14 protein-coding genes are annotated in these 15,399 nt (G+C 30.7%); all 14 read left to right on the top strand.

Going from position 1 to position 15,399, the window contains the following annotated elements:
* The 14 genes from yfmH to BQ9840_RS02755 all read left to right on the top strand — a co-directional run bounded on the left by yfmH (position 1) and on the right by BQ9840_RS02755 (position 15,394).
* Positions 1-1,287: an EF-P 5-aminopentanol modification-associated protein YfmH gene (gene yfmH / locus BQ9840_RS02820; protein WP_077367847.1), complete on the top strand. Its 1,287-nt coding sequence runs from the start codon at positions 1-3 to the stop codon at positions 1,285-1,287.
* 64 nt (positions 1,288-1,351) lie between these two features.
* Positions 1,352-2,089, top strand: a complete 738-nt coding sequence (gene lgt, locus BQ9840_RS02815; protein ID WP_077367845.1) for a prolipoprotein diacylglyceryl transferase — start codon at positions 1,352-1,354, stop codon at positions 2,087-2,089.
* Positions 2,090-2,312: 223 nt separating this feature from the next.
* The gene (mraZ, locus tag BQ9840_RS02810; RefSeq protein WP_077367843.1) at positions 2,313-2,744 is read left to right on the top strand and encodes a division/cell wall cluster transcriptional repressor MraZ; all 432 of its coding nucleotides are present in this window, start codon (positions 2,313-2,315) and stop codon (positions 2,742-2,744) included.
* A gap of 20 nt (positions 2,745-2,764) precedes the next feature.
* Entirely contained in the window at positions 2,765-3,697 is a 933-nt protein-coding gene (gene rsmH, locus BQ9840_RS02805) for a 16S rRNA (cytosine(1402)-N(4))-methyltransferase RsmH (RefSeq protein WP_077370079.1), read from the top strand.
* Between the two features lie 30 nt (positions 3,698-3,727).
* On the top strand, positions 3,728-4,183 hold the full coding sequence (locus tag BQ9840_RS02800; RefSeq protein WP_077367841.1) for a cell division protein FtsL: 456 nt from the start codon (positions 3,728-3,730) through the stop codon (positions 4,181-4,183).
* 12 nt (positions 4,184-4,195) lie between these two features.
* Complete coding sequence (locus tag BQ9840_RS02795) at positions 4,196-6,370, top strand: stage V sporulation protein D (RefSeq protein ID WP_077367839.1); 2,175 nt, start codon at positions 4,196-4,198, stop codon at positions 6,368-6,370.
* Positions 6,371-6,431: 61 nt separating this feature from the next.
* Entirely contained in the window at positions 6,432-7,895 is a 1,464-nt protein-coding gene (locus BQ9840_RS02790; RefSeq protein ID WP_077367837.1) for a UDP-N-acetylmuramoyl-L-alanyl-D-glutamate--2,6-diaminopimelate ligase, read from the top strand.
* 28 nt (positions 7,896-7,923) lie between these two features.
* Entirely contained in the window at positions 7,924-8,889 is a 966-nt protein-coding gene (mraY, locus tag BQ9840_RS02785) for a phospho-N-acetylmuramoyl-pentapeptide-transferase (RefSeq protein ID WP_077367835.1), read from the top strand.
* Positions 8,890-8,911: 22 nt separating this feature from the next.
* The gene (murD, locus tag BQ9840_RS02780) at positions 8,912-10,273 is read left to right on the top strand and encodes a UDP-N-acetylmuramoyl-L-alanine--D-glutamate ligase (RefSeq protein WP_077367833.1); all 1,362 of its coding nucleotides are present in this window, start codon (positions 8,912-8,914) and stop codon (positions 10,271-10,273) included.
* A 2-nt stretch (positions 10,274-10,275) separates the two neighbouring features.
* Positions 10,276-11,379, top strand: coding sequence for a putative lipid II flippase FtsW (gene ftsW, locus BQ9840_RS02775; protein WP_077367831.1), 1,104 nt, complete (start codon positions 10,276-10,278; stop codon positions 11,377-11,379).
* 5 nt (positions 11,380-11,384) lie between these two features.
* Positions 11,385-12,488, top strand: a complete 1,104-nt coding sequence (gene murG / locus BQ9840_RS02770) for an undecaprenyldiphospho-muramoylpentapeptide beta-N-acetylglucosaminyltransferase (RefSeq protein WP_077367829.1) — start codon at positions 11,385-11,387, stop codon at positions 12,486-12,488.
* Between the two features lie 91 nt (positions 12,489-12,579).
* Positions 12,580-13,833, top strand: a complete 1,254-nt coding sequence (murA, locus tag BQ9840_RS02765; RefSeq protein ID WP_077367827.1) for a UDP-N-acetylglucosamine 1-carboxyvinyltransferase — start codon at positions 12,580-12,582, stop codon at positions 13,831-13,833.
* A gap of 57 nt (positions 13,834-13,890) precedes the next feature.
* The gene (locus BQ9840_RS02760) at positions 13,891-14,652 is read left to right on the top strand and encodes a cell division protein FtsQ/DivIB (protein WP_077367825.1); all 762 of its coding nucleotides are present in this window, start codon (positions 13,891-13,893) and stop codon (positions 14,650-14,652) included.
* A 10-nt stretch (positions 14,653-14,662) separates the two neighbouring features.
* Positions 14,663-15,394, top strand: coding sequence for a DUF881 domain-containing protein (locus tag BQ9840_RS02755; protein WP_077367823.1), 732 nt, complete (start codon positions 14,663-14,665; stop codon positions 15,392-15,394).
* Positions 15,395-15,399 lie beyond the last annotated feature (5 nt).

The raw sequence follows: 15,399 nt of genomic DNA, 5'->3' as shown, positions 1-15,399 counted from the left end.
TTGGATAAAAGGGTTTATAAAAACGATAAGATTAAGGAAGAAGCAGTTTTTACGCAACTAGACAGTGGACTTAAAGTATATATTCTTCAAAAGAAAGGTTATAATAAAAAACATGCTATTTTTGCAACTAACTATGGTTCTAATGATAATAAGTTTATTCCTATAAATGAGAAAGAAGTAATTCAAGTGCCAGAAGGTATAGCTCATTTTTTAGAACATAAATTGTTTGAGGAACCAGAGGGGAATATATTTGATCAGTTTTCCAAGCTTGGAACTGATGTAAATGCTTATACAACCTTTAATCAGACATCATATCTTTTTTCATGTACTGATAATTTTTATGATAGCCTAAAACTATTAATAAAGTTTGTACAAAAACCATATTTTACTGATGAAAATGTGGAAAAGGAAAAGGGAATTATTGCTCAAGAAATAAAAATGTATGAAGATGATCCTGGATGGAGAGTGTTTTTTAACACTTTAAGGGGAATGTACTTTGAACATCCAGTTAAAATAGACATAGCAGGAACTATTGAAACTATACATAATATTGATAAGGAAACATTATACAAATGTTATAATACATTTTACAATCCGAATAACATGGTATTGGTACTTGTTGGAGATGTATCCTATGAGAAGTCAATAGATGCGATAGAGAGTGTAGAGAGAAAAGATTTTGATAGTGAAGAAAAAATAATTCGTATATATCCCGAGGAAAAGAAAGGTGTATTAGAAAACTATATAGAAGAAAGATTGATTACATCAATGCCACTATTTGCAATAGGTTTTAAAGATGAGAATATCAACTGTGTTGGAGAAGAATTTATCAAGAAAGAAATAGAAACAGATATACTATTAGATATGTTATTTGGTCAGAGTTCAGAGTTTTATCAAGAATTATACAATGAAGGGTTGATTGATGGTAGTTTTGGAGGACAATATTCTGGATATAAGCATTATGGGCATTCGATTATATCTGGTCAATCTAATAAGCCAGAAGTTGTAACAGAAAAAATAATTTCATATATTAAAACTTTGAAAAATAGTGGATTGTCAAAGGAAGATTTCTACAGAATTAAAAAGAAAAGCATAGGTTCTAATTTAATGGGGTTTAATTCAGTGGAATATATTGCTAACAATTTTGTGAATTATTATTTTATTGATTTTCTATTTTTAAATTACTTAGATGTTTTCGAAAAAATTACTTATGAAGATGTTTTAAGTAGATTGCATACGCATTTTAACGGTGATAATTATGTACTATCAGTTGTAAAACCAGTTTAATTACTTTAAAAATACTAAGTTTTGTGCTATATTATATTGTATAAATTGAGAAAGGGGGGCTAATATGAATCCAGTAGCCTTCACTATATTTGGATTAGATGTAAGATGGTACGGAATAATTATTTCCACAGGCATAATCATAGGTGCTTTTTTAGCCTTTAAAGAAGCTAGAAGGATAGGATTTGATGAAGAAGATTTAATTGATGCACTACTTTTTGCTATACCACTTTCTGTTTTGGGTGCTAGATTATATTATGTTGCTTTTACTTGGGATTATTTTAGCCAAAATCCTAAATATATCCTTCATTTTAGAGGAGGAGGCTTAGCCATACATGGAGCAATCATTGCTGCAGTTATCACAGTTATAATATTTAGCAAGAAGAGAAAACTAGATTTTTGGACAATTACAGATATATGTGCTCCCAGTTTAATACTAGGGCAGGCCATTGGAAGATGGGGAAATTACATTAATCAAGAAGCACATGGTACTCCAACGGATCTTCCTTGGGGGATTATTATAGACGGTGTAAAGGTTCATCCAACTTTTTTATATGAATCTATATGGGATCTTGGAGTTTTTATTTATCTAATGTGGTATAGAAAAAACAAGTCAAAAGTAAGTGGAGAGACATTCTTACTATATTTAGCACTATATTCATTAGGAAGGTTTTTTATAGAGGGTTTGAGAACAGATAGTTTAATGTTAGGGCCTATCCGTATTGCTCAATTGATAAGCATACTTAGTATAATTGGTGCAATATTAGTATTTATTTATAGAAGAAAAAAAGCTAATACTATATAAAAATAAAGTAGAAATTTTCTACTTTATTTTTTTGCCTAATATTAATGCGACATAAAAAACTTTATATATAATAAAAATGTCGAAAAATAGTAATAAAGGACTATAAAAAGTTTAAAAAAAATTAAAATAATAGAAGGATTTTAAAAACTAATATAGAATAGAGTATATGTGGTGTAAAGTGGTGAGAAGTGGTAAAATGTGAAACACTTTTGGGGTGAGTGGTATGTTTATCGGGGAATATCAACATAGTCTTGATACTAAGGGAAGAATTATAATTCCATCTAAATTTAGAGATGGCTTAGGTCCAGCTTTTATAATGACAAAAGGGCTAGATAATTGTTTGTTTATTTATCCCCAAAAAGAATGGAATGTATTAGAAGAAAAGTTAAAATCACTTCCACTAACCAATAGAGATGCTAGGGCTTTTGTAAGGTTCTTTTTTGCAGGTGCAACTGAATGTGAGTTAGATAAACAAGGAAGAATATTGATACCTGCAAATTTAAGAGAGCATTCAAAACTAGAAAAAGAGGCCGTAATAATAGGAGTTTCTACAAGAGTTGAGATATGGAGTAAGACTGAATGGGATATGTACAATGAAGATGATAGTTTAAGTTATGAAAGTATTGCCGAGAAGATGGCAGAATTAGGAATATAGAAGTGTCAGGAGATGATAATTTGAATTTTGAACACATTCCTGTATTACTTGATGAAGTTATAGAGGGATTAAAGATTAAAGAAAATGGAATATATGTAGACGGTACACTAGGTGGAGCAGGTCATTCTAAACAAATAGTGAAGAGACTAAAAGATGGAAAACTTATTGGCATAGATCAAGATTTAAATGCAATAAAAAAGGCTAAGGCTGAATTGGCTCCTTTCGAAGATAGAGTTACTATAGTTCACGATAATTTTATAAACCTAGTATCTGTTCTTGACAGATTAGATATTGAAGAAATTGATGGGGTACTTTTAGATTTAGGTGTTTCGTCACATCAGTTAGATGAAGGTGAAAGAGGGTTTTCTTATCAAACAGATGCAACTCTTGATATGAGAATGGATAGGACTCAAGATATATCAGCATGGGATGTAGTCAATAGATACGATGAGAGGGAGCTAGAGAGAATACTATGGGATTATGGAGAAGAAAAATGGGCAAAGAGAATTGCACAATTTATTGTAAATGAGAGAAAATTAAGTCCAATTGATACAACTTTTGAATTAGTAACTGTTATAAAGAAAGCTATACCTAAGGGAGCTCGTCAGACAGGTCACCATCCAGCAAAAAAGACATTTCAAGCAATTAGAATAGAAGTAAATAGGGAGTTAGAGATTTTAAAAGAGGCAATTATTAAAGCGAATAGTAGATTGAAAAAAGGTGGTAGAATTTGTATTATTACTTTTCATTCTTTAGAGGATAGGATAGTAAAGGAAACTTTTAGAGAATTAAACAAAGATTGCATTTGTCCTAAGGAGTTTCCAGTTTGTATGTGCGACAAGAAAAGAGAGCTTAAGATTGTAACAAGAAAACCGATTTTACCAAGCAAAGAAGAAATAGAGAATAATCCTCGTTCAAGAAGTTCGAAGCTTAGAATTGGTGAAAAAGTTTAGTGTTCTAAATTTAAGGAGGTGTGAATAAATTTGTTAGTAGCTAGAAAAGAGGAATGTTATGATTATAGTCGAAATAAAAATAAAGTTAAAAGGAAAAAGGTAGTTAAAAACAAAAATAAAAGTAAAGTAAAAAACAAGTTGAAACTTTTCACATCTGCAATTATAGTTTTATTACTATGTATGTTAGTACTTTTAAAATATGCAAGTATTACTAAGACTAGATTAGAGATAACAAAACTAGAGAATGAAAAAGTTAAATTAGTAAAAGAAAAAGAAGATATGATAACGGAATTAGATAGAGTAAAGAATTCAATAAAAATAGAGGAAGATGCAAGGACAAAACTTGGAATGGATTATCCAACGAAAGACCAAATTGTTTATGTATCAGTAAATAGTAACATTGGTGATGAGGAAGTAGCAGAAGAAGAACTTCTAATTGTAAAATATTTCAAAGACATTGTTAATATAGTACTAAAAATTTTCTAGGAGGGTAGTTTAATGTCATCACCTAGCAATAAGATGAAAAAAAGATTAGTTATTATTTTTTTTATGGTATCTTTTATAACATTTGGGTTAACACTTAGATTAGGATATATTCAAATAGTAAAAGGTGAAGAGTATAAAAAAGGTGCTTTAGAGCAGTGGACAAAGGATATTGAAGTGAAAGCTAAAAGAGGTATAATATATGATAGGAATGGTAAAAAATTAGCTGTTAGTATTAGTTCTTATACTGTTTGGTGTAGTCCAGCTGATATAAAAGATGCAGAAAAAACAGCAAAAGTAGTAGCAGAGATATTAGATATTGATGAAGCTAAAGTCTATGAGAAAATAACCAAAAGAAGAAGGGTAGAAAAAATAAAGCAGTGGATTACCAAAGAGGAGGCAAATGAACTTAGAAAAGCAAATTTAAAAGGGATTGAAATAGTTGATGACAATAAGAGATATTATCCATATGGTAGCTTTGCAAGTCATATAATAGGTTTTACTGATATTGATAACAAAGGTTTATATGGAATTGAGAAGACTTTTGACAAATATTTAAATGGGACACCTGGCAAGTGGGTAAAAACAACTGATGCTAAGGGAATGCAACTTCCATATGGTGGTGAAAAATTGTACGAGGCTACAAATGGGTTAAATGCAGTTTTGACATTAGATGAGACTATACAACATTTTGCAGAAAAAGCTGCAATGGAAGCTCTTGTAAAAAACAAAGCTAAGAATGTGTCCATAATAGTAATGGAACCTAGTACAGGGGATGTATTAGCTATGGCTTCAAAACCTGATTTTGACCCGAACAATCCTAGAGAGCCATTAGATGAAAGCACAAAAGAGCGTTGGGAAGGTTTATCACAAGAGGAATTAGAAAAAGAATGGTATAATATGTGGAGAAATTTTGCAATAAATGATTCATATGAACCTGGTTCTACATTTAAGATAATAACATCTGCAATAGGTTTAGAAGAAAATGTGGTAACTCCAGATAGTCATTTCTATTGTGGTGGATACATAAAAGATATACCAGGTGCAAAGCTTAAATGTTGGAGATATTACAATCCACATGGTGAACAAACATTTACTCAAGGAGTACAAAATTCATGTAACGTAGTTTTTGTAAATTTGGGAAGGCGTATAGGTGCTGAAAGAATGCTTAAGTATATAAAGGCTTTTGGATTTGGTGAGAATACAGGTATAGATTTAACTGGAGAACAGGCAGGTATTATACCATCAAATCCTAAAAATATTAAGGAAGTTAATTTAGCAACTATATCTTATGGTCAAGGAATTGCAGTAACACCAATTCAATTGATAACAGCGATTTCATCAGTTGCTAATGGTGGTAACTTGATGAAACCTAGATTGGTAAAAGAATTGATAGATAATGAGGGAAATACTGTTCATACTTTTGAACCAGAGATTAGAAGAAAAGTTATTTCACCAGATACTTCTAAGACTTTAATGGGTATATTAGAATCAGTTGTTTCTGATGGAACAGGTAGTAAAGCATATGTACCGGGATATAGAGTTGCAGGAAAAACAGGAACTGCTCAAAAGGTTATTGATGGAAGATATGCACAAGGAAAATATATTGCTTCTTTTGCAGCAGTTGCTCCAGCAAATGATCCTAAGCTTGCTGTATTGGTAATTATAGACGAGCCAAGTAATGGAGCTTATTATGGAGGATTAGTTGCAGGTCCTGTAACAGGTGGGTTAATTAAAGAAAGTCTTGAATATTTAAATGTAGAACCAGAGTATACAGAAAAAGAGCTAGAGGAATATAACAAAAAAGTTTCTGTTCCTGATGTTAGAGATAAAAATATTGCTGAGGCTGGAAAGTTGTTGACAGATCTTGGCTTTAAGTATAATACTGAAACTACTGAAATTACATCGGAATCAGTTGTAATTGACCAGTTTCCACTACCTGGTGCAGAAGTGAATAAAGGCTCTATTATAGATTTATACTTAAATATGAAGAGGAATGAAAAGGAAGTTAATTTGATGCCTGATATAATGGGTAAAAAGAAAGATGAAGTGATAAAAACATTAGATGGTTTAAAATTAAAATATAATATTAATGGAAATGGTATTGTTACTAAGCAGTTTCCTAATCCAGGTACTGAATTAGAAGAAAATATTATAATTGAAGTTGAATTATCAGATATTAAAGAGTAATATATTAAAGGGCGACTAATCAGTTGCCTTTTAATTAATTTTATTTACAGAGGTGAAAAACATGATATTGAAAGAAGTCTTGAATGGACTTGAAATTGAAGAAATAAAAGGATCATTAGAAAAAGAAATATCAGGTGTTGCATTTGATTCAAGAGTTGTATCTAATGACTATTTATTTGTAGCTATTAAGGGATTTAAATCAGATGGACATGATTATATTGAACAAGTTATAAATAAAGGTGCCACAGCTATTATAGTGGAAAATGATGTAAAAGTTAAAGAGGATATTACTATTATTAAGTTAAAGGATAGTAGGGCTAGTTTATCTAAAGTAAGTGCAAATTTTTATGGAAATCCTTCTAAATATATGGATATGATTGGAATAACAGGAACTAATGGAAAGACTACTATTACTTATTTAATAAAGAGTATATTTGAGAAGAGTAGTAAAAGAACGGGTATAATAGGTACTATTGGCAATATTATAGACGGTGAACTTATTAAGACAGAAAATACTACTCCAGAATCTACAATTATTCAAAAAAGCTTAAGAGATATGGTAGATGCAAATGTTGATAGTTGTGTAATGGAAGTATCATCTCATTCGTTGGATTTAAAAAGAGTTGAAGATTGTAATTTTGATGTAGGCGTTTTTACAAACTTAAGTAGAGATCATTTAGACTATCATGAAACCTTAGAAAATTATTTTGAGGCAAAATTAAAACTTTTCTTTATGACTAAAAGAGCAAATATTATCAATAATGATGACAGTTATGGTGCTGAAATCGTAAATAGAATTGCTAATTTAAACACTCCTACTATTACTTATGGAATTGAAAAAGAATCTGATATTTTTGCTACAAATATTGACTACCACTTAGAAGGAGTAAAATTTACTTTAAATACACCTAAGGGAAAAATAGATATTCATCTAAATATACCAGGAGAATTTAGTGTCTATAATGCATTAGCTGCAGCTAGTTGTGGTTATGTTTATGATATTGGTCTAGAGGATATTAGAGATGGCTTAGAAATGGTCGAAGGTGTAAAGGGTAGATTTGAAATTGTTCCTACAAATAGAGATTTTACTGTTATTATAGATTTTGCTCATACTCCAGATGGACTTGAAAAGGTATTGACTACTATTGAACAGTTTGCAGAAGGAAGAGTAGTTACATTATTTGGAGCAGGTGGGAATAGAGATAAGACAAAGAGACCGATTATGGGTGAAACAGTTGCTAAGCATGCTGATTTTTCAATTGTTACTTCAGACAATCCTAGGAATGAAGATCCAGCAAAAATAATAGAAGATATAATCGAAGGTGTAGAAAAGGTAAGCAAAAATTATATATCTATTGTTGATAGGAGAGAAGCAATTAGATATGCTATTGAAAATGCTAAGCCAAAAGATATTATATTATTAGCTGGAAAAGGACATGAAACATATACAATCATTAAAGACGAAGTATTGCCATTTGATGAAAGACAAATTGTCCTTGATATACTAAAAGACATGGAAAATTAGTTTCACTTACTAGAGAGGAGAAAGAACAATGGTTGAATACACAGATGCAATAAGGACTATTCTTATTTCTTTTGCAATAACCATTATATTGGGTCCTATTTTGATACCTTTATTAAGAAAGCTAAAAATTGGTCAAAATGTAAGAGATAATGGTCCAAAAACTCATTTGAAAAAAAGTGGGACTCCAACAATGGGTGGAGTTATAATGTTAATTGCACTTTTAATAACAGTACTTACATTTGGAAAGATTAACAAAGATATGTTCATTTTACTTATATCTACTTTTGGTTTTGGATTAATTGGCTTTGTTGATGATTACATAAAAGTTAAGAAAGAAAGATCACTGGGCTTAAAACCATATCAAAAGATAATTGGTCAAGTTATATTGGCAGTTTTCCTTGCAGTTTATCAGTCAAATACTTCAGTTTTAGGAACTAAGATAATAATACCATTTGTAGAAGGAAAATTCCTTGATTTAGGTCCTTTTTATGTACCATTTATAGCATTTGTTGTTGTTGGCACTGTAAATAGTGTCAATTTAACAGATGGTTTAGATGGCTTAGCTTCAGGAGTTACCCTAATAATTATGGCTTTTTTCGGATTAGTGGGACTTAATTGGGGAATGTCAAGTATTTCTATTTTTTCTGCTGCAATGACTGGAGCTTGCTTAGGTTTTTTAATTTATAATTCTTATCCTGCTAGGGTTTTTATGGGAGATACTGGTTCTTTGGCTTTAGGAGGAGCTGTATCAGCCATAGCCATACTTCTAAATCTACCATTAGTAATACCGATAGTTGGATTTATATATTTTATTGAAGCAATATCTGTAATAATCCAAGTATTGTCTTTTAAATTGACGGGCAAAAGAGTCTTTTTAATGGCACCTCTACATCATCATTTTGAACAAAAAGGATGGCCAGAAACTAGAGTTGTCGCAGTATTTTGGATTGCAACGGTTATATTTTGCTTAATTGGAATTGTAAGTATTAACTAAAAGAGAAAGTCAGGTGATTTCTTTGAATTTAAAAGAAAAAAATGTACTAATATTAGGCTTAGGAATTAGTGGAGTATCAACAGTAAAGACGTTAAATAGATTGGGAGCAAATATTGTATTAAGTGATTTAAAAAAAGAAGAAGAACTAAAGGATTTTCTATCAGAGATAAGCAATTATCCAGTCAAATTATATCTTGGAACTAATTGTTTACCATTAGACAATATTGATTTAATAGTAAAAAGTCCTGGGATACCACTTGAAATACCAATCATAAATGAAGCAAAGGCTAAAAATATTGAAGTAATAACAGATATAGAATTAGCATATAGGCTAATCCCTGAAAATAAGTTTATAGCTATTACAGGTACTAATGGGAAAACCACAACTACCACACTGACAGGAGAAATAATAAATAAAGCTGGATATAATTGTCATGTGACGGGCAATATAGGCATAGGAATACTTTGGGAAGCTATTAACTCTGATAAGGAAGATATATTTGTCATAGAGACTAGTAGCTTTCAATTAGATAGTACTATAAATTTTAAGCCAAAAGTGAGCGTGATTATAAACATAACACCAGATCATTTGAATTGGCATAAAACATATGACAATTATATTAATGCTAAGAAGAAAGTATTTAGAAATCAAGATAATGAAGACTTTGCTATACTAAATTATGATGATGAAATATTAAGAAATGCAGAAGATGAAATAATTTCAAATATAATATGGTTTAGTGTAAATAATGAGCTAAATAAAGGTGTATATATAAAGGATGAATATATCGTTATAAATGATGGAGAAAAATTAATAGAAATATTACCTTTTAAGGATGTAAAGATTCCAGGAAAACACAATTTAGAAAATGCTTTGGCTAGTATTGCCATTGCTTGGTCATTAGGTATAGATACATCTATAATGGCAGATGTATTGAGAACTTTTGAAGGGGTAGAGCACAGAATAGAGTATGTAACTTCTATTAATGATGTGAAGTTTTTTAACGATTCAAAAGGGACCAATTCTGATGCTAGTATTAAAGCAATAGAGGCTTTAGAAGGTCCAATAATTTTAATAGCAGGTGGAATGGATAAGGGAACTAGTTTCGATGATTTTATCAAATCTTTTAATGGTAAGGTTAAACAATTAATTCTATTAGGTGAAACTGCAAATAAAATAAAAGAAACTGCAAATAAATATGGATTCAATAATATATATATAGTAGATAGTATGAAAGAAGCAGTTGAGAAAAGTTATAAAGTATCAGAAGTGGGAGATGAAGTATTACTTTCCCCAGCATGTGCAAGTTGGGATATGTATAAGAGTTTTGAAGAAAGGGGTAGAGTTTTTAAAGAAGCTGTTTATAGCTTAAAGGAGGATTGATGATGGCAAAAAAAAGAGCTGGCGATTTTACTTTGCTCTTATCAACTATGCTATTGGTTTTCATTGGAATAATAATGGTTTTTAGTTCAAGTTGGCCTGATGCTATATATAAAATGGAGGATGGATACCATTTTTTAAAGAAACAGTTATTTGCAAGTATAATAGGATTATTTGCTCTTTTATTTTTCATGAATTTTAATTACAAGAACCTAAAAAAAATGGCTAAATTCATATTTTTTATAGCATTAGGTTCTGGGGGACTTATATTTACTCCACTTGGTGTAGAATTTAATGGAGCTAGAAGGTGGGTAGATATAGGTATTACAACATTTATGCCTTCAGATTTGATTAAAATTGGTTCTATTATATTTTTGGCTTATTATTTATCAAAGAGGAAAACGGATGTTACAAATTTTGCTAAAGGTTTACTACCATGTCTTTTAATTATAGGGGTTTCTTGTGGCTTAATTATATTACAAGATGACCTTGGTACAACCATAACTTTAGGATTGACGCTTATTAGTATGCTTTTTATTGCTGGTATGAGATGGAGTCATTTAATAGTACTAGGAGCTATAGGTGGATTGGGAATGTATAAGGCTATATCGGGAGAAGAATTTAGGGCAATGAGATTTAAAGCTTTTTTAGATCCATTTGCGTATAAAGATACCTTTGGATGGCAACCAGTTCAATCTTTATATGCTCTTGGATCAGGTGGTCTTTTTGGTTTGGGTTTAGGAAAAAGTAGACAAAAGTTTTTTTATATTCCAGAACCATACAATGATTTTATATTCTCTATAATTGGTGAAGAGTTGGGTTTTCTAGGTTCTTTAACAGTTATGATGCTTTATTTACTATTGATATGGAGAGGGATAAAGATTGCTTTAAATACAGATGATCTATTTGGTTGTCTTTTGGCTTCAGGTATTACTGCGCTTATAACTATTCAAACACTAATCCACATAGCAGTAGTTACATCATCTATTCCTACTACAGGGATACCACTACCACTTATTAGTTTCGGTGGTACATCTTTAATACTGTATATGGGTTCGATTGGAATACTACTAAATATTTCAAGACATGCTGAATTAGATAGGAGTTGAAATATATGAAATTTATGATAACCGGTGGAGGGACAGGTGGACATATTTATCCTGCACTAGCCATTGCCAATGAGATTAAAGAAAGATACAGTGATGCAGATATATTGTATGTTGGAACGGAGAAAGGCTTGGAAAGTGAATTAGTTCCAAAAGAAGGATTTGATTTTAAAACTATTAGAGTTAAAGGATTTCCTAGGAAAATTTCCATAGAAGCATTTTCAACAATAAAAGAATTATTCTTAGGACTTAATGATGCAAAAAAAATAATTAAAGAATTTCGTCCAGATGTAGTTATAGGTACTGGTGGATATGTTTGTGGCCCAGTAGTATATATGGCTAGCAGAAAAAAAACACCTACCATCATTCATGAACAAAATGCTTTTCCTGGCATTACAAATAAAATCCTTTCTAGATATGTTGATAAGATTGCTGCAAGTTTCGAAGAGTCAAAGAAATATTTTAAGTACCCTGAGAAAGTTATCTTAACAGGGAATCCAGTTAGAAAGAGTTTAGCTACTGTAAATATAGAAAAAGCTTACAAAAGCCTCAATATAGACCCTAATATCCCTATGATACTTTCTTTTGGAGGAAGTGGAGGACAAAAGAGATTAAATGAAAGTATGGCATATGTTATAAAAGAAAATGCCAATAACCCAAATATTCAAATTCTTCATGTAACAGGAAAGAGATTTTTTGAAAGTTTTATAGAAGATATGAATAGTAGTGGTATTAAACTCAAAAGCAATATACAGATAATACCATACCTTTTCAATATCCCTGATGCTTTAAATATTGCAGATTTAGTTATTACTAGTGCTGGTGCTATAACACTTGCAGAGGTAACTGTTGTAGGAGTACCAAGTATTATAATACCAAAAGCTTATACAGCTGAAAATCATCAAGAATACAATGCTAGGGCATTACAAGAAAAAGGTGCAGGTGTTATGATTTTAGAGAAGGACTTAAGTGGAAAGGTACTAAATGATACAATATTAAAACTATTAAAAGATAGCAATAAACTTAAGACTATGGCAAAAAAAAGTAAAAGTTTAGGTAAAATAAAGGCTGTAAATGATATAGTAGATATTATAGATTCTTTAGTAAGATAATTAATAGTAACACCTTTTTTAGAATATGCATACTATATAAATATATATACATAGGCTTACATAAGCTGTTGCATATTCTGGAGGTGTGAGAATGGGAAAGTATATTATTAATGGAGATAAAAGATTAACAGGCGAAGTCAGTATTTTTGGTGCAAAAAATGCAGTATTGCCTATACTAGCAGCTACAGTTATAGGAAACAATCAAAGTACAATATATAATACTCCTAATTTAAGAGATGTAGAAATAATGAAAAAAATACTTATTTCTGTTGGCTGTATAGTTGAAAAAATAGACAATATAATGTATGTAGATTCAAGGCCATTAAATAGTTTTATTATACCAGATGATTTAGTTAGAGAAATGCGTTCCTCTATTATACTTATGGGAGCTATGCTTTCAAGATGTAAAGAAGTTTTAATTAGTTATCCAGGCGGATGTGAAATCGGGCCTAGACCAATTGATTTACATTTAAAAGCCCTAAAAGATTTAGGTACAGAAATTGAAGAATCCCATGGATTTTTACATTGTAAAACAGATGGTTTAAAAGGCTGTGATATTCAGTTAGACTATCCAAGTGTTGGTGCAACGGAGAACACCATATTAGCAGCTGTGTTTGCGGAAGGGACTACTATTATACGCAATGCGGCTAGAGAGCCAGAGATAGTAGAGTTACAAAATTATTTAAACAAATGTGGTGCAAGAGTATCTGGTGCGGGAACTAGTATTATAAAAATTGAAGGGGTAGAAAAATTTAATGATGTCAAACATACTGTGATTTCAGACAGAATAGAAGCAGGAACATTTATGGTAGCTTCAGCAATTACTGGAGGAGAAGTAGTTATAAAAAATATTGAGACAGATCATCTTCAAGCTATAACTGCAAAGTTAAGAGAATCTGGATCTCTAATATATAACGATTCTTCATCTATTAAAATTGTAGGACCTAGAAAGGTGAATTCAATTGAAATGATTCAGACGTTACCATATCCTGGATTTCCAACAGATATGCAAGCACAAATGATGGCATTATTAAGTATAGCAAATGGTACAAGTATCATTTCTGAAACTGTATTTGAAAATAGGTTTAAGCATGCTGAAGAATTAACTAGGATGGGAGCAAATATAAAGATCATTGGAAGAGTTGCAGTAATTAAAGGTGTAAAAGAGTTAACAGGTGCGAAGGTTAAGTCTAAAGACTTAAGGGGAGGAGCAAGTCTCGTGTTAGCAGGCCTTGCTGCAAAAGGTAGTACTGAGGTAGATAATATCCATCATATTGAAAGAGGATACGAAGATTTTGATTTAAAATTAAAAGAATTGGGAGCGGATATTAAAAAAGTAGATTAGCAGCGAATTGCTGCTTTTAATATATAATATAAGGACAAGCTTTTAGGTGGTGTATATATGAATGATATAAAAAAAGTCAATAGAAAAATCAAACGGAAGAGAAGGAGAGTATTATTTTTCACTCTATTATTAGTTATGGTGATTTTTTTCATAGTAGCTTTTAAAACTTCATTATTCACCATTTCAAAGATTGAAGTTCATGGCAACAAAAAAGTAACTACAGATAAAGTTGTTAAGGCAATTGGAAATCCTAATGGTGAAAATATCTTTAGAGTAAATAAAAAAGATATGATAAACAACTTACAAAAACACCCATATATTAAAACATCAATTATAAAAAGAAGGATTCCTAATAAATTGATAGTAGATATTACAGAAAGACAAGAGAGGGTTATTCTTGTATATGCAAGTTCTGGTATCTATTTAGATGAGGAAGGTTTTGTATTAAAGATTGAACCTTTATCAAAAGATGAGAAAATCCCCATCATTAAGGGTATAAGTACAGATAGTCATATAATAGGTGATAAGATTACAAGCAATCAAAGTAAGTACATTGATGATGTGTTGGACTTTGTGGATATAAGTATTAAGCTAAAATTACTAGAAAAAATGGGTCAAATGGACTTTTCTGACATGGAGGATATTACTATTCAACTTAATGATGGTATTATTGTTGATTTTGGGCCCTTAAATAATGTAGAATATAAATTAAGCTATATTAATGAAATATTAAAAGATGTAGAAGAAAAAAATATTCTTTGTAAATATATTTATTTAAATAGAGGAGATAATCCTGTTATCGTTATAGATAATAATTAGGGGGATTTAAATGAAAAATAACAAAGGGCAGATAGCTATAATGATTATTTGTGTTTTTTTAGGAATTATAGTAGCTATTCAAATAAAAACTGTAAATAAAACTGTGGGAGAAGGGTTATTGCCTACTCAGAGAGCTCAACAGTTAGCTTCTGAATTGAAGAAACTTCAAGATGAAAGAGAAGCCCTTAAAAAGGAGCTTGATGAATTAGAAGGCAAAATTAAACTATATGAAAAAGGAGAGGCAGATAAGAATATCTATACTGAAAATCTTTATAAGGACTTAGAGAAGTATAGAATGTTTGCTGGGAATCTAGATGTTGAAGGTCCTGGTATAGTTTTAGAAATTAATGATCCACCTATGGATATTCAATTTGGTGAAGAGTCTAGTATTGTAGATGAATTAGATATGATTTTACAGATTATTAGCGTATTAAATGCTTCTGAGGCTGAGGCTATTTCAATTAATGATCAAAGATATACTTCTTATACTGAAATAGTTAGAGCGGGTAATCATATTGAGATAAATGGAGTATCAGTAGGTCCACCTATAGTCATTAAAGCAATAGGTGATTCATCATTATTAGAGTCATCTCTATCTTTAAAGGGTGGTATATTATGGCATTTAGAATATTATACTGATTATATTGTTCAACTTAGACAGGAGAAAAGCATCAATATCCCTAAATATAGAAAGATAAAAGAATTCACTTTCGCCAAGCCAGTACCTGAATTAGTCAATTAACCTTA

It is taken from the genome of Anaerosalibacter sp. Marseille-P3206 (assembly GCF_900155565.1).
GTDB lineage: Bacteria > Bacillota > Clostridia > Tissierellales > Sporanaerobacteraceae > FUHM01.
This window is presented reverse-complemented; position numbering and strand designations above follow the sequence as displayed.